We start from the raw sequence: 25,524 nt of genomic DNA on the forward strand, positions 1-25,524 counted from the left end.
ATGGCCCGCTCCGTCAATGACAGGCTTCAGGACGAAACCATAGCGCACGGGCTTTATGTGAACCGCTACGGTACTGGCGTCGCCCGGCGCATGGTGTCGTTGCTGAACAGGCTGGATGCTGACCTTGCTGCAAAACTGCTGGTGCTGCTGGACGGCAAGCGTGCCGACACCTACAGCGCCCGCCGCCTGGCTTCGCTTCTGGCTGGCGTACGCGACCTGAACCAACAGGCCTACGAACCGGTCAATGATGCGCTGGCGCGGGAACTGACTCGTTACGCTGATTATGAGACCGGGTATCAGTTTGACCTGTTCAGCAGCCTCATTCCCGGCCAGGTGCTTAAGCACGTCCCGCTGCAAAGCATTGCTCCAGAGCAGGTCTACGCCTCTGCGATGGCGCAACCTTTTCAGGGGAGATTGCTGAAAGAGTGGGGCAAGAAACTCGAATCGGATCGGCTGGAAAAAATTACCAGTGCCGTGCGCACCGGATTTCTTCAGGGTGAAACCGTCGAGCAGATTGTGAAGCGGGTCGCCGGCACGCCGCAACTCCACCGCCAGGACGGGGTTATAAATGTTTCACGTCGTGACCTTGCGGTAGTAACCCGCACGGCGGTGAACCATGTGGCCGCTACAGCGCGCCAGGAGTTCGCACAGAGCAACAGCGATATCGTAAAGGCCAAACAGTGGTCTTCAACGCTGGACACTCACACCAGCCAGTGGTGCATCATCCGCGACCGAAAACTCTACTCGCTCGATGGCAAGCCGCTGGGCCATGCAATTCCGTATCTGCGCGGACCCGGCAAAATCCACTTTTGCTGCCGCTCCTGCGAAATCCTGATCACCAAATCGTGGGAAGAGTTACAGATAGCATCAGGCGAACTGAGCAGCGCCACACGCGCTTCGATGGATGGACAGGTGCCATCGCATACCAGCTATGCCGAATGGCTCGTCAGGCAACCGTACGCACGGCAGGAGCAGGTGCTGGGCGTTACTCGCGCGCGGATGCTGCGTGACGGCAAAATCACCGTGCCGGAGATGTTCAATGATGCCGGGGAGCTTCTTACACTGGACGAGCTGCGCCGCGTGGATGCGTCGGCGTTCCAGTAACAAAAAACCAATCAATATCAGGCTGCCTTCGGGTGGCCTTTTTTATGCCTGCCGCTGAGCGGATGCGACGCGGTGACCGGGTCGGATGACCTATTACCAATGGCCGGAAGGCTGGAGCAAAAACAATGAAACTGAAACTTGATGCTAACGGAAATGTGGTCGTTGAAAACGGTATGCCTGTGTACATCCATGATGATGGCAAAGAAATCCCGTTCGACGCAGCCGCAGCGATGACCAAAATCACCTCCCTGAATGGTGAGGCGAAAACGCACCGCGAAGCGAAGGAAGCGGCGGAAGCCAATCTCGCGAAATTCTCTGGCATCACCGACCCGGCCAAGGCGCTCGAAGCCCTGGAGATGATGACCAAAATCGACCAGAAAAAACTGATCGATGCTGGTGCCGTTGACCAGGTAAAGGCTGAAATCACCAAGGTGTTCCAGCAGCAACTGGATGAGGCGAACGGCAAGAACCAGCAGCTGGAAACCCAGCTCTATGACGAGATGATCGGCGGCCGCTTCGGTGGTTCGAAGTTCATTTCAGAGAAGATGGCCATCCCGGCTGAGTTCGTGCGTTCCCATTTCGGGCAAAACTTCAAAATCGAAGACGGCAAGGTCGTGGCCTACGACGGCCAGGGCAACAAGGTGTTCTCCCGCACCAAGCCCGGTGAGCTGGCCAGCTTCGATGAAGCGCTGGAATCTCTGGTCGAGTTGCATCCGCAAAAAGACTACATCCTCAAAGCGTCCGGCAACAGCGGCGGTGGTTCCCACCAGTCGCAGCATCAGGCCGGGCAAAAAACCATGAAACGCGATGCGTTCGATGCTCTGGATAACGTCGGTAAGCAAACCGCGCTGAAAGACGGCGTCACCATCGTCGACTAATCGAAAGGAAACCTGAATGTCCAATACCCTCACTGGTCTGATCCCTACCATTTACACCGCGCTGGACGTTGTGTCCCGCGAGCAGGTGGGCTTCATCCCGGCAGTGGCCCGCAACGCCAAAGCCGATGCGGCCGCTAAAGGCCAGACCGTTACCGCTCCGGTTGCACCGAAGGCCACTACCGTAGATATCACCCCGGCAGCTACCGCTCCGAACGATGGCGACCAGAACATCGGCACCGTGAACGTGACCATTACCAAATCCAAAATGGCTCCGGTCAAATGGAACGGTGAAGAGCAACTGGCGGTCGGCCCGTCCGGCACTTACAACATCATCCTGGCTGACCAGTTCAAGCAGGCATTCCGCGCACTGGCGAATGAAGTGGATGCTGACCTTGCGGCGCAGTATTACAAATCCTCACGCGCTGTAGGGGCACCGAAAGACACTCCATTCAGCATCAAAGACGATCTGTCAGATATGGCGCTGGCGCGTCAGATTCTGGTGGATAACGGCGCACCAACCACTGACCTGCGCATGGTGCTGGGCGGCGAAGCGATGGCATCCATTCGTGGTAAGCAGTCCGTACTGTTTAAAGCGAATGAAGCCGGTACCGACCAGCTGCTGCGCGAAGGTGTTATTGGTCGCGTGATGGGCTTCAACCTTCATGAATCCGCCAACATCAAGCGCACCGCGAAAAGCGCTGCGGCTGGCTACAAGGTCAACGGCGCGAAGAAAGAGGGTGACATCATCGTTGCTATCTCTGCTGGCACCGGAGGGATCGCTGTAGGCACAGCGGTGAAGTTCGACGGTGATGACAACCAGTACATGGTGGTTGCAGCTACCTCTTCGAGCATCACCATCGGTGCCCCGGGCCTGCGTCAGGATCTGGCAGACCAGGCAGCGGTCACTGTGCTGAGTGAGTTCGCGCCGAACATGGCGTTCGACCGTAACGCCTTCCTGCTGGCGTGCCGTACTCCTGCAATGCCGGATGGTGGCGACAGCGCTGACGACGTGATGAACGTGACCGATCCGGTCTCGGGTATCACCTTCCAGATCGCGCTTTACCGCCAGTACCGTCAGGTGCGTTACGAGGTTGGTCTGGCCTGGGGTACCGCGGACATCGCCAACCGTCACGCCTGTATCATCATGGGCTAACCGCTGGGGCTGCGGCCCCTTTGTTATTCAGGAGGCCCAATGGCCGGATTGACCAAAGAGCAGCGCGCACAGCGTGAGGCTGAAAAGCTTGCCGCGCAGAATGGCGCTGAACAAACTCCTGCCCAGCAGGACCAGCAGCAGGACCAGCAGCAGGACCAGCAGCAGGACCAGCAGCAGGACCAGCAGCAGGACCAGCAGCAGGACCAGCAGGGTATTGAGCTGGTGGTGATGGTGCGTGATACCCCAGAGTTTCCCGGCGGCCCGCTCAGCGCTGAGGTTCACCCTGACGAGGTGGATAACTGGCTGGCGCTGGACTGGCGTCTGGAGGAGTAGCCATGCTGGTTGCCGATCCACATTCACCGGGCTTCAACACTTACGCCAGCGTAGTTGACCTGCGCGCGTTCGCGGGGGGGCGCGGCTACACCGTACCTGCCGATGACGGCGAGTGCGGCATGTTGTTGATGCAGGCGATGGACTTCCTGGAAGGGAAGGCCTGGCGCGGTCAGCGCTCCAGCACATCGCAGCCGCTGTCGTGGCCGCGCTCCGGCGTGCGCTTTGATGGCATTGACCTGCCGGATGACGCCATCCCGCAGCGCCTCGTTGACGCACAGTGCCGCCTGGCTATCGAATCGCAGGAGATTGACCTCACGCCGTCGGTCGCTGGTGGCGGGGCGGTGACGATGGAGCGCGTCGAAGGTGCGGTGACAGTGCAGTATGAACCGGGCACGAATAAGGCCTCGCCGTCATTCCCCTGGTTTTATTCCTCGCTGCGCGGACTGGTGGTGGGCGGCAATCAGATCCGTATCGAAAGGGGGTGATATGTCTGACCTGAAGGTGGTTCCCTTCTCCGGCAAAGCGCAACCTGGGCATGACAGCCAGGAGGTGATAAGGCTGCTCGAAGAGGCGCTACATATGGCACGCGACGGCAACTGTCATAGCCTGGCGATTATCATGCTTAGCGATGACGGAGGTGCGATTGATTGCTGGCATAGCGGCGGCAGGCCATATGTCATGATCGGCGCTATCGAAGCACTAAAAGCGGGGTTCATCCATACCAACATTGAGGCGCGCTGATATGCCAATCGACTATCGCCGCATGCGCACGACAGCAACCCGGCTGCTCACCGAGAACGGGAAGACCTATCCCTTAACGCGCGGCGGCACCACTACCCGCGATCAGTTCGGGAAAGAGGTAACCACTACGGCCATTACCGGGACCGTAACCGGTGTTATCACCGAATACTCCTCCCGCGAAATCGACGGCTCCCTGATCGCCACTGGCGACAAGAAGCTGGCGGCCACGTTCGAAACGGAAGTGCGTATTGATGATCGCATCGAAATCGACGGCAAGATGTGGCGCGTGGTGCAGCCGAATCCGGTTAAGCCTGCCGATGTGCTGATTTCCTACAACATCCAACTGAGGGTGTAACTATGGCCGGTTCTGATAATCAGCCGTTCCTGGCTGCCATTCAGTTGTTCGTTGATGGTTCGAAGCAGGAACTGGACGAGGTGGTACGCCGTACGGGTATCAAAATACTCGCTCAGCTGGTGGAGATGTCCCCGGTAGGCCAGCCTGATATCTGGCAGGTCAACCAGACCGCGACGGCATACAACACTGCGGTGCGGGAACATAACGCGACCCTGCGTGATAATCCGGACAACCTGACCAAATCAGGACGGCTTAAGCGTGGCCTGCGAGTTAACGACTCGATGGACATCAAAAAGCCAGATGGCTATGTCGGGGGGCGCTTCAAGAACAACTGGTATGTGGGGTTTGATAGCCAGCCGACCCAGTCCAACGATACCCCGGATGCTTCCGGCCAAGGTTCCAACTCCCGCGGCATGGCGGTGCTGGAGGTTTTCCGCGTGGGGCAAGTCAGCTCGATTTACTTCACCAACAACCTGCCGTATGCCCAGGCGCTGGAAAACGGTCATTCCACCCAGGCGCCGGGCGGGATGGTGGGCATTACAGCCATCGACGCGGCGCAGCTGTTCCGTGAGGCAATGAGTGAGGTGCGCAGTGGCCGATGACCAGTCAATGCGGATAGCTGACCTGTTGGAAGGTCGTGTTGCGGTTATCTGCTCCTCGCTCGGGCTGCCGGTGGCCTGGCCGAACATCCCGTTTACTCCACCGGATAATGCGCCTTACGGGCGTGTTTATGTTCTGCCTGCGCAAACCGTGGGGCAGGATTTGGAAGGCCAGTTGCGCACGTATCAGGGCATTCTACAGCTCAACATCATCGCGCCGGCAGGCAGCGGCGTGGCACTGGTAAGGGGGCTGGCTAAGTCTGTTGCCGATGCCTTTCCTGAAGGGCTGCCGCTGGTGGATGGTGATCTAACTGTGTACATCAATGGCCCGCCGCAGGTGCGCCAGCCAATCCAGGATCGCACCGCGAGCCACAACGGCTCGAGCGGCTCCATCACCTACACCACCCCCGTCAGCATGCAGTACCGCGCTGATTACTGACCCGCCGCCCGGCGGGTTTTTTATTACCTAAATTCAGGAGAGTGCTATGGCATTCGCAATCCCTAACGGCTCGCGTGTGAACGTGGCCAAAGCCTATCAGGCTCCGATCACCTTCACAGCAGCCTCCAACGCGACGGAATGCGAACTTACCGTTGCCTCGGCTGCCGGGATTCTCGCGGGCGATGTTGTCCAGGTCAGCTCTGGCTGGCTCAAGCTCGATAACATGGTGCTGCGCGTCAAGTCGGTGACCAGCACCAAAATTGTGCTGGAAGCATTCGATACCACCGATACCACCAAATTCCCGGCAGGCACCGGCGCGGGGACGCTGCGTAAAGTCGATTCGTGGATCACCATGCCGCAGGTCATGACGCTGTCCACTGAAGGCGGTGACCAGCAGACCATCAGCGTGCAGTTCCTCGAAGACGACAAAGCCCGCACCATTCCTACGTTTAAAAACGCAGTGGTTCAGGTCTACACCTTCGCTCACGACCCACAGCTGGCTATCTACAAGCGTCTGATTGACCTGGATGACTCCAGTGACACCACCGCGGTGTGGTTCCATAACCCACGCGGCAAAGCGGATCGTTACTACTCAGCCAAAGTGTCGTTCCAGCGCGTGCCGCGTACCGAAATTAACGCCGTTGAAAGCAACGAAGCGCGTATGAACTTCGAATCGGACATGCAGATTTACCCGATCGCCGATTCATCCGTGACGCCGCTGGCGTTCCTGACCGACCTGCCGTCAACCAAGTCGGTTGCCACAGGTGCTGCACTGGATCTGGCTGTGGTTATGCAGGGTGGCTCCGCGCCGTACACCTACGTGTGGAAGAAAGGCAGCACTGCTCAGCCCGGCAAGACCGCCTCGACGTTCAACATTCCTTCTGTCGAATCCAGCGATGCTGGCGTCTACACCTGCGAAGTCACCGACGCCGCGGGCAAGACCCTTACTTCCGCTGCCTGCACCGTCACTGTCAGCTAACCAACCGAGCCCGGCGCGCCGGGCTTTATTTTGCGCATCGCACGCGCACATCAAAGAAAGTCTTTCAGCTGTGAGCCTGGGTAAACCGTTAACTTTCGGCGGCCTTGCCGTGCGACAGGCTCACGCCTAAAAGGAACATAAAATGTCTGAATCTTTAAGCATCCCTCGTGTAACAACGACACCCAAACCTTTTGGCGTAAACGTCGAATGGAAGTGGCCGGAAAGCCAGATGTGGTTTCTCTCGCTGGAACTGCAATACCTTCGTGAAGATGGCCGTTTCGAGAAGAAGCGCATCTACTGGCCTACTGCCAGCCATCTGATCTCCGGCCTCAAGTCTGGTGAGCGATTACAAGTACGCCTGCGTCCAGTTGCAGTGGATGGTACTGCGCGTGAATGGCTGGCTGCTGATTGGATTGACTGTATCTCATCAGTTAATACCGAAGAGATTCTCCAGGCGCTGGGCGACGAAATCCATAACAGCGATGCATTTAAAGTCCTTGGCGGCGGGTGGTCTTGCGAAAAAACCGGAACGCTGATTATTAATAACGGCCAGGTGTTCATTAACGATGCGAAGATTGGTGGTGGCATATGTTCTACGAACTATAGCCTGAAGGCAGGCGTGGACTACGGCGAAAAACAACATTCAGCCGGCATGGCCATCGGCGTTGAAGGCAAGCAGCGCAAGGTAGAGTTTAAAGCCGATCGCTTTAAGGTGCATGAAGCCGCTTCATCCATCATCAAAAACGCCGTCGCAACAAGCGTTAAGACGAAGATTAGGCTTGGCGATGAAATGAAGCAGGCCGTGATTGATGCCGTGCGAGAAAGTGATTTGTTCGCATCCCTCCAGGCAGGTATTGATGCGCAAACAGCTTCAGTAGCTGGCCTGCAACAGGCGATGCACGATGCGGTGAACGATGCTATCCGCAACGCGCTGAAGCCCGGCGGCCTGCTATACCGCCGCTAAATCCCATCATGCATTTGAATATCCAACCCGCTTCGGCGGGTTTCTTTTTTTCTAAGGAACCGAAATGACCAAATTTTCCCTGATCCCAAACCCTACCTTTTCAGTGACCGCGAGCATTCCGCGCGCTGGCGCTGAAGACGGCAAGCTGACGTTCACTTTCCGCCATAAAACGCTGGAAGAGCTGCGCTCTATGGACGAAAAGCTGCAAAAGGATGCTGAAGGTAAAAAGGCTGCTATCGAGCCGCAGGCCGACTACCTCATGGAAATTGTCGAGGGGTGGGCGCTTCCCGATGAGTTCAACCGCGAAAACGTTATTGTCCTTCTGCGGAACTATCCACGCGCGTTCGACAGCATCGGGCTGGCATACACCAAAGAGCTGATGGGTATCCGCGAAAAAAACTGAGGCAGGTCGCCGCAGCGTTGTACACGCCGGGGCCGACTCTCGCGGAGCTGAGCGCTTTTGGTTTGACGCCTGAGGACGTGGAGGAAGAGGTGGGGATACTGCCATCTGTGTGGGAGTCTTTCACCATCTTCTCTGCCCTGGCAACCCAGTGGCGAGTCGGCGCGAGCGGGGCGACCGGCCTTGATTACAACGTTCTCCCCTGGATGTTCGAGTTACACGGGGTTGAGGATGCGGCGGCCTGCATGGCTGACCTTCAAATTATGGAAAGCGAGGCTCTCAAGGTAATGCATAAGGAGACGAAATAATGACTGACCAGATCGCCTCGATTACTTTGCGGGCCGATGTTTCTGACCTGAAAACAGCCAGCAACGAACTGGATAAACTCGGCCAGGCAGCGGCCGGTGCCGTAGATAAAGCAGATGATCTGAATAGCGTGTTTCGCGCTGGCGCTGAATCTGCGAAGCAAGGCAGTGAAGGGCTCAAGGAGCAGCAGAACGCGCTCAAAGGGCTGCTGGAGAATATCGACCCGGTTACCAAGGCCTTAAACCGCCTGGATGAGCAGCAAGAATCGCTGCGGAAATTCCAGGCCAAAGGTTTCCTGGATACCGATACCTTTCAGGCTTACAACAAAATCCTGGATGACACCCGCCTCAAGCTGACCGACACCGGAGAAGCCGCGGCGCGCGCTCAGGCCGAATTAGCCGCTACCCAGGCGGCAGAGAAGCAGTCCGCCGCGTTAAAGAATCTCCTGGGCTCAATCGACCCGACGATTCGTGCGTTCAACTCACTGGATGAGCAGCACGCACAGCTGGTAGCCCATTTCGAAGCAGGGCGCATTAACGGCGCGCAGTTCGAGCACTTCAACACAATCCTTAACCAGACGCGTGAGCGCCTCTCTGGTGTAGCTGACGTACTGCCAGAGGCGCTATCCCGGCAGGAAGCTGCTGCCCGGCGCGCTGGAATCTCCGTTGGGCAGTACAGCGCAGCGATGCGTACGCTTCCGGCACAGTTCACCGATATCGCCACGCAGCTGGCTGGTGGTCAGTCTCCGTTCCTGATCCTGCTCCAGCAGGGTGGGCAGATTAAAGACCAGTTTGGTGGAGTGAAAGGCGCGCTGACTGGTGTAGGCGATTATTTACGCACTCTGATTGGCTTCATTAATCCGGTGACAGTGGGTATTGGCGGCCTAGTGGTTGGCCTTGGAGCAATTGCTGTAGCTTGGTACAAAGGCAGCCAGGAAGCCAGTGAGTTTAATAAGCAGCTGATACTCACGGGTAATTATTCGGCAAGTTCTGCGAGCCAGTTGTCGGACATGGCTCAAAAAATTGGCGGCTCCAGTGGAAAGGTTGCGGCTGCCGCTCGAACACTCGCAGAGGTGGTTGGAGCAGGTACATTTAAAACGGAGCAGCTCGAAACAGTTACCCGGGCAGCACTGGCGATGCAGGAGGCCACTGGCCAATCTGTTGATAGCACCATTAAGAACTTCCAAAAGCTGTATGCAAGCCCAACCAAGGCAGCGGAAGATCTTAATTCGACGCTCCATTTCCTCACCTCATCCCAATACGACTATATTTCGGCGCTGGAACGGCGGGGTGATAAAGAGGGCGCGGCAGAGGCGGCAGCCAAAGCCTATAGCGAGGCTGAGCAGAAGCGCAGCCAGCAAATCCTCGACAATATGGGCTTTATCGAGAAAGCGGCTAAAGCGACTGGTGACGCCATCAAGGGGATGTGGGACAGCCTTCTTGATATCGGTCGTCCAGAAGCGCCTGCCGATATGCTTAAGAAGATGCAGGCGCAGCTTGCTGAGTATGAGAAGGCTCTCCTACCAGAAAGACAACGGATGGGGTATGGCTACAGCTATGATACGAGCAGTAGCGATCAGGAGTATGACTCACGACGCAAGGCTCAGTTGGCGGCTATAGCATCCCTGAAGGAGCAGATCGGCCTAAAGCAAAAAGAAGTATCCACTCAAAAGGAAATTAATGAGTCAGAAAAACAGGCGGCCGATGCCGACAATAAACGTACCGATGCACTGATTTATCGGAATCGTATCCTTGAACAGTCAGCGACCTGGCAGGAGAAACGCACTAAAGCTCTGTCTGAGCTATGGAAAAATGTCGCACTCGCTCCTGATAAATGGAGTGAGCAACAACGCCAACAGGCAGTTGACGCGATAAACAAGCAGTTTCACCCAAATAAAACGCCCAAAACCCCAGCCGTTAAGGTGTCTGTAGGTGATCGCTCAACCGACACTTACAATGCTGAGACTTTAGCTCTGCAAGCGCAGCTAAAAACGCTTCAAGAACATCGTGATATTAACGATGTAATCAGTCAGCAACGTAAGCAGCAATGGGAGCTGATATCCAAAATCAGTATTCTCGAGGCAACGGCAAATGATCCAAAAGGCCGTGCGCTTACCATTGATGAGAAGTCACTGCTCGCCAATAAGGATAAACTTCTCGCGCAGGCTGATATTAATGCAGCATTGGGCGATCAGATTGCAAGGCAGCAGAAACTGAATTCTCTTGCCGATCAGGCGACCAAATTTGCTCAGCAGCAGGCAGCTAAGCAAGCAGAAATTGATGCGGCAGCTGCAGGGACCTCAACCAGGGAGGCTGAGCGGGCGGCAACACGTCAGCGTTTGTCTGAGACCTATGCCTTCAATCCTGACGCGCAAAAAAAAGTTTTGGCTCAGCAGGAAGAGACATACCGGAAGGAAGACGAACTTCGCAGTAACTGGCAGGCTGGAGCAAAGCGCGGATGGGCTGATTATGCGGATTCTGCAACTAACACATTCGAAGCAATGCGTAACGTTGCTGGATCCACCTTCAGTGGCCTTTCCGACATGCTGACCAGTTTGGTCACAACTGGAACTGCCAGCCTCAAAGAATTCACCAAATCCATGTTAAAGATGATCGCCGAGGTGACCAACCGGTTACTGGTTGCCTATGCAGTACAGGCCGCAATGGGCTGGATAAGCGGTGGCAGCAAAGGCGGAAGCACCCCAGGGGGATCATATGCGAACGCTGCTGCTGGCGTAACGTTCAATGCCAAAGGCGGCGTGTATGATTCATCCGGGTTAAGTAAGTATGTGAATGGCGTCTACGATTCTCCTCAGTATTTCACCTTCCAGGGCGCATCGAAGTTTGCGAAAGGCGGTGTTTTCGCAGAGGCTGGTGAAGAAGCTATCATGCCGCTAACTCGGGATTCTGCAGGGCGGTTGGGTGTGCGTGCCCAGGGCGGTGGTGCTTCTGGACATCAAATCAACGTTGATATTTATGTCGATAACAAAGGTAACGCGACTGCAAATACCAGCGGGGGTGGTGACGCGGCTGCTCGCGCGCTGGCTGATCGTGTGAAGCAGTATGTTCAAGAAGGCATCGCCAGAGCAATCAGAGATGATGGAGCGATTGGTGGCCGCTTTGTGAAAAAGTAATATCATCGAGTTGCGTTACATTCTGACATCCCCTTGTTATCATGCGTTAAACCATGCTAATCAAGGGGATGCATATGGGATAGCTAAACCTTAGGATGTTGCGTACAGCTACTCTCCATTGTCATAACCGTCCATTGCCGTATTAATACAGGCCTTAATTATCGCCTTGGTTGCAACTATGCTACCAAGCGAGGCTGTATTATCTATTGTTGAATCCGTGCAGGTTTCAGTAATACCTGATAACGAGGACTTTCTCTTTAGTGATTCTCTAACATTTTTAGCATTATCATCTAAATGTCTTAACTTCACCCCTGCCTGATACCAGTTGATACCGCTGGCTATAAATTGATCTGGCGTGGAAAGGACCGGATTATCAGGATAGTTTTTTTTGATCCAAATGTTCATGTAAGTAGTTACAGTTTCAGCATAAGCTCTAGCGGATGCCTCTTGTCCGGCCAAGGCATTTCCGCTAAGTAATATTAGAATTAATGCTACCATCTTTTTCATTTGTTCATTTCATCCTTAATTAATGTAATGCGATGACGGCAGGCGCGATCTGTAATCGGCTTTGCAGTCTGCTCAGGAGGGCTCGCTACTTAATTAATGGCTAGTCCTTATCGTTACCAGCGCCAGCCATTGCGGTTACTAAGTTATAAAACGCCTCCCTCACTTCAGGGTACTTGTTCAGCAGGTCTCTACCAAGAATCACGACCATTGAATTTCTAGTCTGCGCCTCACGACTGATAGCCTCAGAAAGAATAGATACTATTTCTGCATTCATCGAACGGTTGTTTGCTTTCGAGGCGATTTCTATTTTTTCTTTTAATTCAATAGGAAGTCTAATCCTTAGCTGTGGATCTTCTCTGCTCATTGTTATTACACGCTCTACAAAATTCACAATATGTAAATTATGCCCCACGGTGGGGTTGACAGCAATGACGCACGGTGTGACACTTACATCAAGCCTCACGGTGGGGCATTTACTGGAGGGTTTAATGGAAAAGGCAAAAGACATGTACCAACGCAAGGTTCGCTTCCCTGAAGACGTACGTAAGGCTATCGAGAAGAACGGTGGCGATGAGTGTCGTCAGTTTAATACAGAGCTTATTTACCAGCTGAGAAAGGTGTACGGATTGGCAGGTGAGAAAAGTGCTCAAGCATAAAAACGTTGAAGCCCCGGCTGCGCTAACAGTCAGGGCTTCGGTATCGAACAAATCCAGCGACGGAAGTATCGACATGAATATTGTACATAACAACGAATTAACTTTCCAGAATATCAACTTCGCTTACATGGAGGTTGCAGGGCAGATTTGGCTGACCGCTGCCCAGGTAGGCGAGGCTCTCGGCTACTCTGATGATAAAGCCATTCATCGCCTTTATCGTAAGCATGCTGATGAATTTACAGCAAATATGACAGGGGTGGTTAAAGTGACCACCCCCGGTGGAGTGCAGGATTCTCGCGTTTTTTCTCTGCGCGGAGCCCACCTGATGGGTATGTTTTCTCGAACCCCAGTTGCCAAAGAGTTCCGACGCTGGGTGCTGGATGTGCTGGATCGCGAGGTGCAGCATTCACCGATCGCTAAGCAATTCTCCGATGAGGAACTGGTTAGCCTTTGTTACCTGCAGTTGTGGATGGAAAGGAGCCAGTTGGTCAGCAAGAATCTTTATCCCGCGATGAAGCAGGCAAAATCTGAGTATGCGGGGGCGCTGTACGATATTGCCCATGATATTCACTACATGACTGTAGAGACCAAAAAGATTTTACTCCGGGAAGCTAAAAATCTGGATGACAAGAATTTTGTCGTAAGTCGCGCTCAGCCGATGCTGGCAAAACTTCGCGGCGAAGACGGATGGATTCACTGATGGGCGCATGGGATGGCGCAAAAAGAAAAAGCCGATAGTTCGAGCTACCGGCTTTCAATGAAACGTGTCATAAGGACCAACGAATGACTTCATTAAATTTAGCAGTTCACGAGCGTAATGTCGATCCCCAAGCATTCCCTGTGCTGGAATGGTCTGGTATGCGTGTTGTTACCACGGAGATGCTGGCCTCTGGATATGGTTGTGAAGAGAAAAGCATCCGTATGAATCTTTCACGAAACTTAGAGCGCTTTGAAGAGGGGAAGCACTACTTCATGGTGACTGGCGCAGACCTCAAAAATTTGCGAGCCACTGACAGTGGCTCACAAATCTCCACCAAAGTACGCACTCTAACTTTATGGACGGAGAAAGGCGCTGCCAGGATGTCGAAGATAGTCGACTCTGACGAAGCGTGGTCCTTCTTTGAGCGCCTGGAAGATTCATATTTCCGACCTGCGCCGGTTGCAGCGATTCCTCTGACTTACGAGGCCGCGCTCGAAGACCTCCTGGCGAAAGTGAAAGAGAACCGCATCATCGCCGAACAGCGTGATCGTGCAGTCAAAGAGAAGCGTTGGATCTCTGAGAAGCGCGAAGCCACCGCCATGGCAACAGCTTCCGCAGCTGTTCGTGCCAAAAACAAACTGGCAGAACGCATCGGGGAGGGGAAAAACTACGCAGCCATCATCCCTGTAGAGAAGAAGCTCGGGCAGAAATTCAAATGGCAGCCGCTCCGCAAGTGGTGCAGGGAGAATGACACTGAACCGCATGAAGTCGAAGATCCGCGCTTTGGCACTGTTAAGTCATGGCCTCGCGCTGCTTGGATGGCGGTTTATGACGTGGATTTACGCAAGATTTTTTAATCGGCTGAAAAGACAGCCAATCGGCCGATTTCTTGGCCAAACATTTAACCCGCTCCGGCGGGTTTTCCCGTTCCCGGTCGATTGAGATCAATAAATCAGCGTTTGCCGTTGCGCCTGTGCTATTCCTGGGTAGGATGTTTCCACTTTTACCAATGGGGAATAGGGATATGAAGAAGTTGATTGTTTATGGTGTGGTAATTCTTTTGGTTTGCTCTGTTGCGGCAATCGCATTGGTTCCGGGTCAGGATGCTCAGAATGCAGCAATGACTGATGCATGTAGCTCAATTATCAAGTCAAGAATGAAATCACCAGCATCCTATTCGATGGAGAAGGCTCTCATCAGCTCTAAAGAGCTTTCTGGCGAAGAACGTGACAAGAAGATTGATAGCCTCCAGACGGATGCTTTGCGCGAAGGGGTGAGAAACGGGCTTTTTACGCTTAAAAGTGCCGAAATATTTGTAGATTTCAATGCGAGCAATGCTTTTGGAGTACAACTCAAAGGTTTGGGGAAATGCGAATACAGCATCTTCAGCAAGGATTGGGTATCCCTTGAGTCTGTAATAATTGATGGTAATTCTTTGCCTTCCGTTGATGTGACGATTGAATCAGTTGGCAATAAAATTGATTCGGGATTTTCCTCAAAACTAAAATATTTGGAATATAAGGTTCAAGGCAAGATTTGATTCCTTAAATATCATACAAACCCGCTTCGGCGGGTTTTTTTATGGAGTAAATATGGCAGTTGAAACATACAGCTGGCGCTCGCAGCTCGGTGCTGGTGCGATTGAATATAGCCAGGCAGTACGCGCTGCGCAGTTCGGTGATGGCTATGAGCAGGTTGCTGATAATGGCATTAACTCTACTGCTATTCAGGTGCCAATGAAGCATACCGGCACCGAAACGGAGGTGAACAGTATTCGTGATTTCCTCCTGGCTCATACCGTGAAGGCCTTCATCATCACGCCGCCGGGAGAAGAGAAGGGGCTTTACCGTGTAGTCGCAGATTCTGTGCGGAAAAATCAGATCAGCAGCAAATTCGCTGAGCTGACATTCACTATCAAACGGGCTTATGGGGTGTATGCATAATGGCATTAGTCGATCAGGCGGCAATGCTGGCGCCGGGTGGCAGGGTCCGCCTGGTTGAAGTTGACGCCTCAGAGTTCAGTGGCGGGATCCACCGATTCCACTACGCACCTTTCCCCCATACACCCGAAGAGATCGATGTTGCCAATGGAGATGAACAAAAGCTTGGACCCAAGCCAATCGTCTTCGGAGGCAACACCTACGATTTTTGGCCGTTTCAGGTTTCAGGCCTGGAGCTTTCAACAGACCAGGCGGCGGAGCCCACCCTCAGCGTCTCAAACCTTGACGGCCATATCACTGCGCTGTGCCTGCAATTTAAGGACATGGTTAACGCCAAAGTGGGCATTATCGATACCTATGCGGTCTATCTCGATGCTGTGAATTACCCTGGTGGCGTAAACCCTGCAGCTGACTCGTCAATGTTCACCCTTCAGACTTTCTGGCTTGACACCAAAACCTCCGAAGACGACGAAGTGGTTTCATGGTCACTCAGTAGCCCCGCAGACTTGCAGGGGCTTGTTATCCCAACCAGACAAATCACCTCGCTCTGCGAATGGGCGCTACGCGGGCAGTACCGGAGCGGCGATGGATGCACCTATAACGGCACTGCGTATTTCGACGCTAAAGGGAATCAGGTTTCAGATCCTGCCCTTGATGTATGTGGTGGTTGCTTAAGTGACTGCCGTAAACGATTTGGGGCTGGCCTGGCAGAGCCCAGCGCTGCAATTCTCGATTTTGGCGGCTTCCCGGCAACAGTTCTCTTCACCCGATAACCGGACAATCCAATGAACAAAACCATAATGGCAGCTATCCGGGCACATGCGCTGGAGGAGTCTCCGCGCGAGTGCTGTGGCTTCGTTATTCAGTCCGGGCGCAGGCAGCGTTACCTCCCGGCACCGAACAGCCACGAAAACCCTACTGAGCATTTCCGCATTGACGGCGAGCACTGGGCGAATGCAGAGGATGAAGGAACCATTATCCGCGTTATCCATTCTCATCCTGGCGATGGTGCGCGGCCTATCCCGTCAGACTTCGACCGCCAGCAGTGCAATAACTCAGGAGTGGTCTGGGGCATCTACGCGCCGGACTGTGACGAGTACGCTGAGATATCGCCGGATGCGATCCCGCTGATTGGTCGCCCGTTCATTCTGGGCTCGCACGACTGCTGGGGGCTGATTATGGACTGGCACGCCATTCAGGGCGTCACGCTGAACGATTTTCGCGTCGATTACCCATGGTGGGAAAGCCAGTACCCGGACAATCTCTATTTCGAAAACTGGGAGCGGGAAGGGTTTGTCGAATGCGACCCGTCGCCAGGCTGTATGGTCATCATGCAGGTTGAATCCAGTAAGTGGAACCACGCGGGGATCATTACCGAGGAAGGTGAGCTGCTACACCATCTGTACGGGCAGCCATCCTGCATCACGCCGTATGCGCGCGGTTATTTCAAAGACAGGACTATGATCTGCGTCCGTCACAAAGAGCTACCACAGGAGATAAAGCCATGGCGCGTTTAACCACGATTCGATTGTATGGCGCACTGGGCGCCCGGTTCGGGCGCGTGCATAAACTGGCAGTGCAGACATCTGCCGAAGCGGTCAAAGCCCTGTGTATCAACTTCGACGGGCTGGAAGACTATCTGATGAATGCAAAAAAAAATGGCATGACCTTCGCGGTGTTTCGCGGTAAGCGCAACATAGGCGTGCAGGACTTCCAGGAGCTGGCAGGCGATAGCGATATTCGCATAGCGCCAGTTATGGAAGGGGCGAAGAAGGCCGGCATGTTCCAGACAATCCTCGGCGCCGTGATGGTTGTTGCTGGTGTTATTACTGGAGTGGCAACCGGCTGGACGGGCGTTGGCCTAACCTTTGGGGCCGGACTTATCATGTCGGGCGCGTCAATGATGGCGGGCGGTATTTACCAGATGCTTTCGCCCCAGCCCAAAGGGTTACAGGGTCGCGATGACCCGGACAACAAGCCCAGTTATGCCTTCGGCGGCGCGGTTAACTCTTTGGCGATGGGTAATCCGGTCCCGCTGCTGTACGGCGAGCGCGAGATTGGCGGCGGGATCATCAGTGCCGGCATCGTCGCCGAAGACATTTAATATTTCCTTCTCTGACCAATAAGCACCCAATCGGGTGCTTTTTTTATGGACGCAATATGGAAACCATCACTGGTGCAAAAGGTGGCAGTCAGAAGCAACACACGCCCGTTGAACAGCCAGATTCAGCACAGTCCATGGCGCGCTGCCGCATGTTGCTGGCGCTCGGTGAAGGCGAGTTTGCTGGTGGCCTGGATGCGACCCGGATATTCCTGGACGGTACGCCGCTGGGAAACTCAGACGGAACGATGAACTTTGAAAACGTTTCCTGGGAATTTCGGCCAGGAACACAGACCCAGACGCCGATTCCGGGTTTCCCCGCAGTGGAGAACGAAACTACAGTCGGCGTATCGCTGACAAAAGCCACGCCCTGGACGCGCGCGCTGAGCAACACCCAGATTGACGCTGTGCTCGTTCGCATTGGTATTCCGGGTTTGCAGCAGCAGGAAAACGACGCGGATATTGTCGGCACTACCGTAAAGTACCATATCGATCTTGCTGTAGATGGTGGTGCGTTCTCTACGGTCATGACAAGAACCGTCACAGAGAAACTCAGTTCGCTCTATGAACTAACCCATCGTATCAACCTGCCGAAAGCCACTACAGGCTGGCAGATACGGGTGGTGCGCGATACCGATGACAGCACCAGCCAGATGTTGCAAAACAAAACACAGGTGCAGGCCATCACTGAGGTGATCGATGCGCGCCTGCGCTATCCCCATACGGCGCTGTTGTACGTGTCGTTCAACGCAAAGTCATTCAACAACATCCCGAAAATTTCCTGTAAGCCGAAGGGCCGAATCATCCGCATCCCTTCAAATTACGATCCATTAGCCCGGTCCTACAGCGGGGCCTGGGACGGAACGTTTAAGTGGGGCTGGACGAACAACCCTGCGTGGATCTGGTTCGATGTTCTGACCGAGCCGCGTTTTGGTCTGGGCCGCCGCGTCACTGCGGACATGCTGGACAAATGGGAGCTTTACCGCATTGCCCAGCGCTGCGATCAGAAGGTGCCGGACGGCAAAGGCGGCAGCGACACCGAGCCGCGCTTCCTGTTTGACGTTTACATCCAGTCACAGGCCGATGCCTGGCAGGTGATCAAGGATATTGCCGCAGGCTTTAACGGCATGACGTTCTGGGGCAACAACATGTTTAACGTTGTCTCTGACATGCCGGCGGACACGTCGAAGCTTCAGATACTGACGCGCGCCTCGGTAGTGGGTAAACCGGTCTACTCGAGCGGCAGTGAGAAAACCCGCTTTTCAAGCGCGCTGATCAACTTCAGCGACCCGGATAACCATTATCAGGACCGCACCACGGCGGTTATGTTTCCGGACCTGGTTAAACAATTCAAGTTTAAGCAGACGCAAATCACTGCGATCGGCTGTACCCGCGAGAGTGAGGCTCAGCGGCGCGGCGGGTGGGCTGTGTACTCCAACTCACTCGACCGGATTATCACGCTACAGACCGGGCTTGATGGCTATGTCTACGTGCCAGGTACCGTGTTTGCATTTGCCGACGAACGCCTTTCAGGGCGTGTTTATGGCGGGCGTATAACCGGATATAACGCCGGGTTGAAGGCTGTGACAACCGATCGGGGTACCAGTGCCGTTGCGGGTGACACACTGATGATCCGCACACAGGGCGGTACCGTTGAAAGCATGGTGATCCAGGCCGTAAACGGCACGCAGCTGGTGGTTGCCACTCCTTTCACGGCAGCGCCGTTACCCAATGCTGTATTCGTCATCGATGCCGGGCAGTTACGCCTGCAATACTTCCGCGTTACGAACCTAAGATTTGATGATGAAGAAAACACCTTCACAATCACCGGGGCCGAATATAACGCATCAAAATATGATGCGGTCGACAACAATGCCCGCCTGGACACGCCGCCAATCAGTCTGATACCAACCGGCCTCGTAAACCAGCCGACCAACATCGCGGTAGCGAGCTATGACGCAGTGCGCCAGGGGCAGCGAGTGGCTACCCTGACGGCATCCTGGGATGCGCCGGTCGACAAGAACGGCAAACCACAGGCGGATGTCATAGCCTATCGGGTGCAGTGGAAGCGCGGCGACAATGAGTGGGTTAACGTACCGGAGACCGGTCTTCGCAATATCGAAGTGCCTGGCATTTTCGAGGGTGATTATCTGGTCCGTGTACGCGCGATCAACTCCGGCGGTGCGTCGAGTCTCTGGGCAACTTCCGCGCTTACACACCTGAAGGGACGCGCTGGTGATGTACCCAAACCTGTCGGGCTTAAAGCCTCCGAAGACGTCGTATTCGGAATCAACGTCACCTGGGGATTCCCGGCGAATACCGGCGACACCCTGAGCACTGAGCTGCAATACAGCATTGCCGCTGACGGTTCGAATCCGATGCTTTTGGCATCTGTACCGTATCCGCAGAAACTTTATCAGCAGATGGGGCTGAAAGCAGGCCAAGAATTCTGGTATCGCGCCAGGCTGGTTGACCGCATCGGGAATCAGAGCGACTGGACCGACTGGGTGCGCGGGCAGGCCAGCATAGATGTTTCCGATATCACCGATGCAATCCTGGAGGACATCAAAAGTTCTGAAGTCTTCAAGGACCTAATTGAGGATGCAGTAGCCAGCAGTGACAAACTGGCCGAATTGTCTGATGCGATTAAGGAGAACGCCGATGGTCTGGCTGCAGCAGTAGGTTCGAATAAGCAGACAGCAGAAGCAATCATTGGCAACGCCCTGGCTATTGCTGATGTTGTTGTGCGCCAGACTGCGCAGCAGGGGGCTAACTCTGCGACATTCGAACAGCTCCGGGAAGTGATCGCTACTGAGACGGAAGCGCGCGTCACGGATGTTACTCGTCTAGAGGCGAAAACTGCCCAGAATGAAGCGGGTATTACTGATGTTCGCCAGGCGTTAGCAACGGAAACTGAAGCTCGCGCTTCTGCGGTAAGTCAATTGACGGCTGCCACTCAGGCCGCATCTGACAAAGCTGATTCAGCAGCGGCTGTAGGTGCTCAGAATACAGCATCAATCACTGACCTTAGCCAGGTTGTCACGGACCTCGATTCCTCAATGGCATCACGCCTGGAAGAGCTGGGTGCACAAACTGATAAGGCCAGCGGCGGTATTCAGAACAATGCTATCGCGCTGATCACCAGTACGCTCGCGCAGGCTAACCAGCGCAACCTCCTGAGCGTCCAATATGGAGATAACAAAGCCAGTATCGATCGAGTAGACAATGTGATGGCCGACGCCAGTAAAGCTGTCGCTGAGTCATTGCGCACCTTGGATTCCAGCACCGGTGGAAACACCGCGAATGTCACTGACTTGTCAAAGACGCTCGCTGACTTCACTCAGGTGTCTGCTACGCAAATCAACTCGCTGAAGGTCACGGTTAACGGTCAGTCTGCGGCTATTATCCAGAACAGCCAGGTATCAGCGGACATCAATAACAACCTGAATGCGATGTACAGCATCAAGGTCGCTGTTGATTCTAATGGTAATCAGTATGCAGCAGGGATGGGGATTGGTGTTCAGAATACGCCATCTGGAATGCAGACGCAGGTTATCTTCGTGGCTGACCGCTTCGCGGTTATGACCCAGGCAGGCGGCGCCGTGACTCTTCCTTTTGTTATCCAGAACGGACAAACCATCATCCGTGACACAGTAATTGGTGACGGGACGATCGGTAACGCCAAAATCGGCAGCTACATTCAGTCTTCAACATGGGACGGCACCGGAAATGTTGGCTGGCACATCAACAAGTCTGGCTACGCGACGTTCAATAATGTGACCGTTCGTGGCTCGATTTACGCCATAAACGGTAATTTTTCTTTCAATGGCTCCGGCAACACAACGGTGATTAATGGTAATGGCGTAACCATTAATATTCCGGGTGGCGGCCGCATCGTACTGGGGACGTGGACATAAATGCCGACAGGACTACTGATAGAACTAAATGACGGCGGAAAGCGCATGGAGATAACGGCGGGGCTGAGATGCCCGTCATTTGGAGCAAGTTTTGACAGTGGATATCAGAAAGCCAAGTACGCGGATATTTCCGGTTATGTATCCGGTTCGCAGGTGTTGTTTATCCCCCACGCGACGGCTTATCTTGATTCAGGTCTGCTTCATAAAATGAACTCGGTCACCATATCGGGAGCGCGAGTCACGCAGAACTCAACGATGAAAGACAACAGTATCAGCGAACGAGAAAGCACGTACACGTTTCCCGGAAGCCTCTGGCAGATATTTCCGACGGGCCAGCGTAGTGGTGTGGGCTTGCTCATAAGCGACAGCACAGATTTCACATCTATAACTAACGCTACTCAGTCAGGCCAGTGTATCTGGAAAGGTACTGTGAATGTTCCAACCGGGGGCTGGGCGGTTCCGACGATAGCAGGTTATGACAAGTCGAAATATATCGTTTTCGGACGCTGTAATAGCGGTAATACGATTGACTTCGACGGCAACACAGTAAGATTCTTCAGTCCTCCGTCAACTAATGATGACGCTCCCACAACCGGCACGATAGACATCGTTATCTTCGCCAGTGGTGTGACGCCGCAGCCGGGAACGGGGCTAAACATCTTCAATGCAGCCGGGGCCTGTACGTTTTCAACTACAAAGCGACCTTTCGTATACCTCAATCAACTCTGGTCACCTTCCACAAGTGCCGTGAGCATCGGCAGCGGCTATGTACCGCTGGGCAGATTTGGTCTGATGATTCATATGGTAAATGGCATGTACGTGTATCGGATGTTCGGAATAAAGATACAGAACGGTAGCGCTTCAGTTCAGGGCGGGAAATACCTTGGACGCGAGCAGTATGCCATATTCGGTAATAACACGATTACTCCGCTCAGCCTTCCCGTCTTGCCTGATATGTACGTCTGAATTAACTTTCTATTCAAATCAACCTCGCTCCGGCGGGGTTTTTTATTACCTGGAGATAATATGATTTATACCACTGGCACTATTGCCATTAGCGGAAATACCCTTACAGGTACGGGAACAAACTTCACTGCAGCTGGATCGCTGATTCGTAACGGCTGTACCGTCATCGCACTGACCAGCCCCGCCCAGGTATTCCAGATCACTGCTATCGGCGGGGCAACAAGTCTCACAGTGACTCCTGCGGCAAGTCCTGCAATACCGGCGGGAACGAAGTATTCCATTTTGCTAAGCGACAGCCTGAGCGTGGATGGTCTGGCGCAGGACATCGCTGAAACATTCACTATGTACCAGCGTTACATGAGCGGTTTCGCTGATGTGATGAACGGTACTACAGACGTCACTATCACGATTAACGGTGTGCCCGTCACCGTACCGGGGCAGAAATCGCTGGCGAAGAAAGGGGCTAACAGCGATATAAGCAGCCTAAGCGGCCTGACTACCGCACTCAGTATCAGCCAGGGCGGAACAGGTGCAAAGAATGCTGCTGACGCTCGCACAAACCTCGGTTTGGGAAGTGCCGCCACCAAAGATGTTGGCCCCAATACTGGTAATGTCCTGGGAGTTGGATATTTTGGTTTCGGAACTCCAACTATTAACGTTTTAGGAAGTACAGAATCAGGGTTTTATGGTATTGACGGCTCTGGTACTTCCTGGGCGCCGCAAGCAGGATCTGGAATTGTATGCGGGTATGACCCAACTCGCCGACAGCAAATATTTACAGGAGCATCCGGCAATCTTTTTGTCCGGAACCTGGCTAGTGCTGCTATGAATACAGCTTCGTCCACCATTCCATGGACACAGATGCAGTCTGTTGGAACATCAGATATTAATTTCAAGCACGTCAATGGCGATCTCGATGTTGATGTTTCTCTTGAAAACATCTGTCAGATGGAGTTTAAGCGATTCTACTATCTTGATGATGATGAGCAGACAGAGCGCCGTGGCGTAATTGCTCAGCAGATCGAACAAATCGACAAGCAATATGTTCACTCTGCTGAGGGCGTAGGGAAAATGACGCTTGACCTTAACCCACTGATGATGGATGCCCTTGCAGCCATAAAGGCACTTAACGCAAAGGTAGCAGAACTTAGTAAACAGGTTGATGAGCTAAAACAGGGTGGAGCTTGATATACCTGAAGACAGCATATTGAAACGGCTTTGTTAAGAAAACCGCCGCCCGTCTTAAGAAAGAACGGGCGGCGGCTGGTTGCTCAGTGTTCATGCCCGAGCAAACGTGGGGAATATTACACGATAGATAGTTAAAGCCCAACCTGGCGAACAGTAGGAGACTCAGAGGTCAGCCACATGTCAGAATCTTCAAACATCTCCTCCAGCATGCGGTTCAGTTTTTCCCGATCGCTTTTGCTGGCGTCGCTATTCAGGCCGTTTGCCTGCATCGGCTTCACCTTCACTTCGGCATCAGGGAAAATCTGATGCACCCGCTTCGTCAGCTCTGCCAGTATGATTTCTCTGGCCCCTTCTAGCCCCTCAACATTACGCTTGTCATAAACCAGTTCTACGAACATAAATGCTCCGCTAATCACTGTTTGAATATACAGTATTTTTGCTTTGGCGGTTTTATCTGTCAAGGCATGAACAACTTGTTTTTAAATTTTGGGGAACATACTGCTGGCGTGTTTGTTATCGATTAGCCCTACAGGGCTGATGTGGTCTGGCGCTGACTAAAATTATGCGTGGGGCATGGATGGGGCAAAAATTTAGCGCAAAACAACTCAAACACACAGAAGGTGATGATTCGTCTTGCGCTAACACTTTGCTTTTTACCTGCTTACTTTATACATACTCATGCTTTCATTTTTTGCACCTTTAAATCATGGATTTCCAGCTCTACTCGCTGGGGGCCGCCCTGGTATTTCATGAAATCTTCTTCCCGGAACAGTCCGCTGCGATGGCACTGATCCTGGCGATGGGAACCTACGGCGCAGGCTATATCGCGCGTATCGTCGGCGCCTTTATTTTTGGTCGCATGGGCGACAGCATTGGCCGTAAAAAGGTACTGTTTATCACCATCACCATGATGGGGATCTGCACCACGCTGATTGGCGTGCTGCCCACCTATGCACAGATCGGGATTTTCGCGCCCGTACTGCTGGTGACGCTGCGCATCATTCAGGGACTCGGGGCAGGGGCAGAGATCTCCGGGGCCGGGACCATGCTGGCGGAGTACGCACCGCAAGGTAAACGCGGCATCATCTCCTCGCTGGTGGCGATGGGGACTAACTGCGGGACGCTGAGCGCGACCGCTATCTGGGCCGTTATGTTCTTTGCCCTCGACCGCGAACAGCTGCTCGCCTGGGGCTGGCGCGTGCCGTTCCTCGCCAGCGTCGTGGTGATGATCTTTGCCATCTGGCTGCGTATGAACCTCAAGGAGAGCCCGGTCTTTGAGAAAGTGAACGATGCGCAAACCGCGCAGCCGGACACATCGTTAGGGGCCATGGTGAAAAGTAAATCTTTCTGGCTGGCGACCGGTCTGCGTTTCGGTCAGGCGGGCAATTCGGGTCTGATTCAGACGTTTCTGGCCGGTTATCTGGTCCAGACGTTGCTGTTCGATAAAGCCATTCCCACCGACGCGCTGATGATAAGCTCCATTCTTGGGTTTATCTCTATCCCGCTGCTGGGCTGGCTGTCCGATAAAGTGGGACGCCGTCTGCCGTACATTATCCTTAATATTTCCGCCATTATGCTGGCGTACCCGATGCTGTCGATCATCGTCGATAAAAGCTATGCGCCGGGAACCATTATGCTCTCCATCATCGTTATCCATAATTTCGCGGTACTGGGGCTGTTTGCGCTGGAAAATATCACCATGGCGGAGATGTTTGGCTCGCGAAATCGCTTTACCCGGATGGCTATCTCCAAAGAGGCGGGCGGTCTGGTGGCGGTGGGGTTTGGTCCGGTGCTGGCGGGGATCTTCTGTAACATGACCGGTTCCTGGTGGCCGATTGTGGCCATGCTGGTGGCTTACTCTGTGATTGGTCTGGTCTCGGCCTGCCTGATGCCCGAAGTGCGGGATCGTGATTTGAGCGCAGCGGAAGATGCTGCGGAGGCCACGCCAAAAGAGCCTGTGGCCTACGGCACGGTATCGTCACGGCGGTAATGGTACACAGCCTTCGTGACTTGTCACACAACTTTGTCTTTGTGTCACACCACCTGAACAAAAGTTAATATAAATCAAAATCTCAAATGGCAGTATCAGTATGGTGGATGGCAGAGATTTTTTACCCCAACTGCCATTCTAGTTGGTGTAGTCAGCAGGCGCTGCCGCTTTATAA

Annotated in this window: 27 protein-coding genes and 2 pseudogenes; 26 read left to right on the forward strand and 3 right to left on the reverse strand. The window is 53.8% G+C overall.

Annotated elements, in window-relative coordinates; translation table 11 throughout:
- The 14 genes from G0034_RS10180 to G0034_RS10245 all read left to right on the forward strand — a co-directional run bounded on the left by G0034_RS10180 (position 1) and on the right by G0034_RS10245 (position 11,384).
- Positions 1 to 1,104, forward strand: coding sequence for a phage minor head protein (locus G0034_RS10180; protein ID WP_179120800.1), 1,104 nt, complete (start codon positions 1 to 3; stop codon positions 1,102 to 1,104).
- A gap of 125 nt (positions 1,105 to 1,229) precedes the next feature.
- Positions 1,230 to 1,982, forward strand: coding sequence for a DUF6651 domain-containing protein (locus G0034_RS10185; protein ID WP_179120801.1), 753 nt, complete (start codon positions 1,230 to 1,232; stop codon positions 1,980 to 1,982).
- 16 nt (positions 1,983 to 1,998) lie between these two features.
- Positions 1,999 to 3,135: a major capsid protein gene (locus G0034_RS10190; protein WP_179120802.1), complete on the forward strand. Its 1,137-nt coding sequence runs from the start codon at positions 1,999 to 2,001 to the stop codon at positions 3,133 to 3,135.
- Between the two features lie 39 nt (positions 3,136 to 3,174).
- Positions 3,175 to 3,468, forward strand: a complete 294-nt coding sequence (locus tag G0034_RS10195; protein ID WP_179120392.1) for a hypothetical protein — start codon at positions 3,175 to 3,177, stop codon at positions 3,466 to 3,468.
- Between the two features lie 2 nt (positions 3,469 to 3,470).
- Positions 3,471 to 3,953, forward strand: a complete 483-nt coding sequence (locus G0034_RS10200; protein ID WP_179120803.1) for a DnaT-like ssDNA-binding protein — start codon at positions 3,471 to 3,473, stop codon at positions 3,951 to 3,953.
- 1 nt (position 3,954) lies between these two features.
- Positions 3,955 to 4,209 carry a hypothetical protein gene (locus tag G0034_RS10205; protein ID WP_179120804.1) on the forward strand — a complete coding sequence of 85 codons (255 nt, stop codon included), beginning with the start codon at positions 3,955 to 3,957 and terminating at the stop codon, positions 4,207 to 4,209.
- Position 4,210: 1 nt separating this feature from the next.
- Positions 4,211 to 4,564 carry a hypothetical protein gene (locus G0034_RS10210; protein WP_179120805.1) on the forward strand — a complete coding sequence of 118 codons (354 nt, stop codon included), beginning with the start codon at positions 4,211 to 4,213 and terminating at the stop codon, positions 4,562 to 4,564.
- A 2-nt stretch (positions 4,565 to 4,566) separates the two neighbouring features.
- A complete protein-coding gene (locus G0034_RS10215; RefSeq protein WP_179120806.1) occupies positions 4,567 to 5,166 on the forward strand; it encodes a hypothetical protein in 600 nt (199 codons plus the stop codon).
- A 7-nt stretch (positions 5,167 to 5,173) separates the two neighbouring features.
- The gene (locus tag G0034_RS10220) at positions 5,174 to 5,602 is read left to right on the forward strand and encodes a DUF4128 domain-containing protein (protein ID WP_286079239.1); all 429 of its coding nucleotides are present in this window, start codon (positions 5,174 to 5,176) and stop codon (positions 5,600 to 5,602) included.
- A gap of 46 nt (positions 5,603 to 5,648) precedes the next feature.
- Positions 5,649 to 6,581, forward strand: a complete 933-nt coding sequence (locus tag G0034_RS10225; RefSeq protein ID WP_179120807.1) for a phage tail tube protein — start codon at positions 5,649 to 5,651, stop codon at positions 6,579 to 6,581.
- A 142-nt stretch (positions 6,582 to 6,723) separates the two neighbouring features.
- Positions 6,724 to 7,545 (forward strand): phage tail tip fiber protein, encoded by an 822-nt coding sequence (locus tag G0034_RS10230; protein ID WP_286079240.1) that lies wholly within the window; start codon positions 6,724 to 6,726, stop codon positions 7,543 to 7,545.
- A 64-nt stretch (positions 7,546 to 7,609) separates the two neighbouring features.
- Positions 7,610 to 7,948, forward strand: a complete 339-nt coding sequence (locus G0034_RS10235; RefSeq protein WP_058683392.1) for a phage tail assembly chaperone — start codon at positions 7,610 to 7,612, stop codon at positions 7,946 to 7,948.
- Between the two features lie 62 nt (positions 7,949 to 8,010).
- Positions 8,011 to 8,253 carry a DUF1799 domain-containing protein gene (locus G0034_RS10240; protein ID WP_260472163.1) on the forward strand — a complete coding sequence of 81 codons (243 nt, stop codon included), beginning with the start codon at positions 8,011 to 8,013 and terminating at the stop codon, positions 8,251 to 8,253.
- Positions 8,253 to 11,384: a phage tail tape measure protein gene (locus G0034_RS10245; protein WP_179120808.1), complete on the forward strand. Its 3,132-nt coding sequence runs from the start codon at positions 8,253 to 8,255 to the stop codon at positions 11,382 to 11,384. The genes G0034_RS10240 and G0034_RS10245 overlap by 1 nt, the downstream gene beginning before the upstream one ends.
- Before the next feature lie 108 nt (positions 11,385 to 11,492).
- Here G0034_RS10245 and G0034_RS10250 read toward each other — a convergent pair whose 3' ends face one another.
- Together G0034_RS10250 and G0034_RS23340 are read right to left on the reverse strand one after the other, a co-directional pair.
- Positions 11,493 to 11,891: a hypothetical protein gene (locus tag G0034_RS10250; protein WP_111995323.1), complete on the reverse strand. Its 399-nt coding sequence runs from the start codon at positions 11,889 to 11,891 to the stop codon at positions 11,493 to 11,495.
- A 246-nt stretch (positions 11,892 to 12,137) separates the two neighbouring features.
- Positions 12,138 to 12,255, reverse strand: a pseudogene (locus G0034_RS23340) (Arc family DNA-binding protein); the annotation flags it as partial.
- Positions 12,256 to 12,379: 124 nt separating this feature from the next.
- Here G0034_RS23340 and G0034_RS10260 point away from each other — a divergent pair.
- The 11 genes from G0034_RS10260 to G0034_RS23345 all read left to right on the forward strand — a co-directional run bounded on the left by G0034_RS10260 (position 12,380) and on the right by G0034_RS23345 (position 23,359).
- Positions 12,380 to 12,547: a hypothetical protein gene (locus G0034_RS10260; RefSeq protein ID WP_002462729.1), complete on the forward strand. Its 168-nt coding sequence runs from the start codon at positions 12,380 to 12,382 to the stop codon at positions 12,545 to 12,547.
- Entirely contained in the window at positions 12,534 to 13,247 is a 714-nt protein-coding gene (locus G0034_RS10265; RefSeq protein WP_411813753.1) for a P22AR C-terminal domain-containing protein, read from the forward strand. The genes G0034_RS10260 and G0034_RS10265 overlap by 14 nt, the downstream gene beginning before the upstream one ends.
- Before the next feature lie 83 nt (positions 13,248 to 13,330).
- A complete protein-coding gene (locus G0034_RS10270) occupies positions 13,331 to 14,104 on the forward strand; it encodes an ORF6N domain-containing protein (protein ID WP_179120809.1) in 774 nt (257 codons plus the stop codon).
- Between the two features lie 167 nt (positions 14,105 to 14,271).
- Positions 14,272 to 14,787: a hypothetical protein gene (locus tag G0034_RS10275; protein WP_039025422.1), complete on the forward strand. Its 516-nt coding sequence runs from the start codon at positions 14,272 to 14,274 to the stop codon at positions 14,785 to 14,787.
- Positions 14,788 to 14,839: 52 nt separating this feature from the next.
- Positions 14,840 to 15,190 (forward strand): phage tail protein, encoded by a 351-nt coding sequence (locus G0034_RS10280; RefSeq protein ID WP_179120810.1) that lies wholly within the window; start codon positions 14,840 to 14,842, stop codon positions 15,188 to 15,190.
- The gene (locus tag G0034_RS10285; protein WP_286079241.1) at positions 15,190 to 15,960 is read left to right on the forward strand and encodes a phage minor tail protein L; all 771 of its coding nucleotides are present in this window, start codon (positions 15,190 to 15,192) and stop codon (positions 15,958 to 15,960) included. The genes G0034_RS10280 and G0034_RS10285 overlap by 1 nt, the downstream gene beginning before the upstream one ends.
- A 12-nt stretch (positions 15,961 to 15,972) precedes the next feature.
- Entirely contained in the window at positions 15,973 to 16,704 is a 732-nt protein-coding gene (locus tag G0034_RS10290; RefSeq protein WP_179120811.1) for a C40 family peptidase, read from the forward strand.
- Positions 16,692 to 17,291 (forward strand): tail assembly protein, encoded by a 600-nt coding sequence (locus G0034_RS10295; RefSeq protein WP_179120812.1) that lies wholly within the window; start codon positions 16,692 to 16,694, stop codon positions 17,289 to 17,291. Before G0034_RS10290 ends, G0034_RS10295 begins: the two co-directional genes overlap by 13 nt.
- A 56-nt stretch (positions 17,292 to 17,347) precedes the next feature.
- Positions 17,348 to 21,205 (forward strand): TipJ family phage tail tip protein, encoded by a 3,858-nt coding sequence (locus G0034_RS10300; protein ID WP_179120813.1) that lies wholly within the window; start codon positions 17,348 to 17,350, stop codon positions 21,203 to 21,205.
- Complete coding sequence (locus G0034_RS10305) at positions 21,206 to 22,171, forward strand: DUF6453 family protein (RefSeq protein ID WP_032636937.1); 966 nt, start codon at positions 21,206 to 21,208, stop codon at positions 22,169 to 22,171.
- Between the two features lie 60 nt (positions 22,172 to 22,231).
- Positions 22,232 to 23,359, forward strand: coding sequence for a tail fiber domain-containing protein (locus G0034_RS23345; protein ID WP_286079242.1), 1,128 nt, complete (start codon positions 22,232 to 22,234; stop codon positions 23,357 to 23,359).
- 131 nt (positions 23,360 to 23,490) lie between these two features.
- On the opposite strand, the gene G0034_RS10320 is transcribed toward G0034_RS23345, so the two are convergent.
- Positions 23,491 to 23,757 carry a DinI family protein gene (locus tag G0034_RS10320; protein WP_023296458.1) on the reverse strand — a complete coding sequence of 89 codons (267 nt, stop codon included), beginning with the start codon at positions 23,755 to 23,757 and terminating at the stop codon, positions 23,491 to 23,493.
- A 308-nt stretch (positions 23,758 to 24,065) separates the two neighbouring features.
- On the opposite strand from G0034_RS10320, the pseudogene G0034_RS10325 reads away from it, so the two are divergent.
- Positions 24,066 to 25,349 (forward strand): annotated as a pseudogene (locus G0034_RS10325) (MFS transporter); the annotation flags it as partial.
- Positions 25,350 to 25,524 lie beyond the last annotated feature (175 nt).

The organism is Enterobacter sp. T2, assembly GCF_010692925.1.
Taxonomy (GTDB): Bacteria; Pseudomonadota; Gammaproteobacteria; order Enterobacterales; family Enterobacteriaceae; genus Enterobacter; species Enterobacter kobei.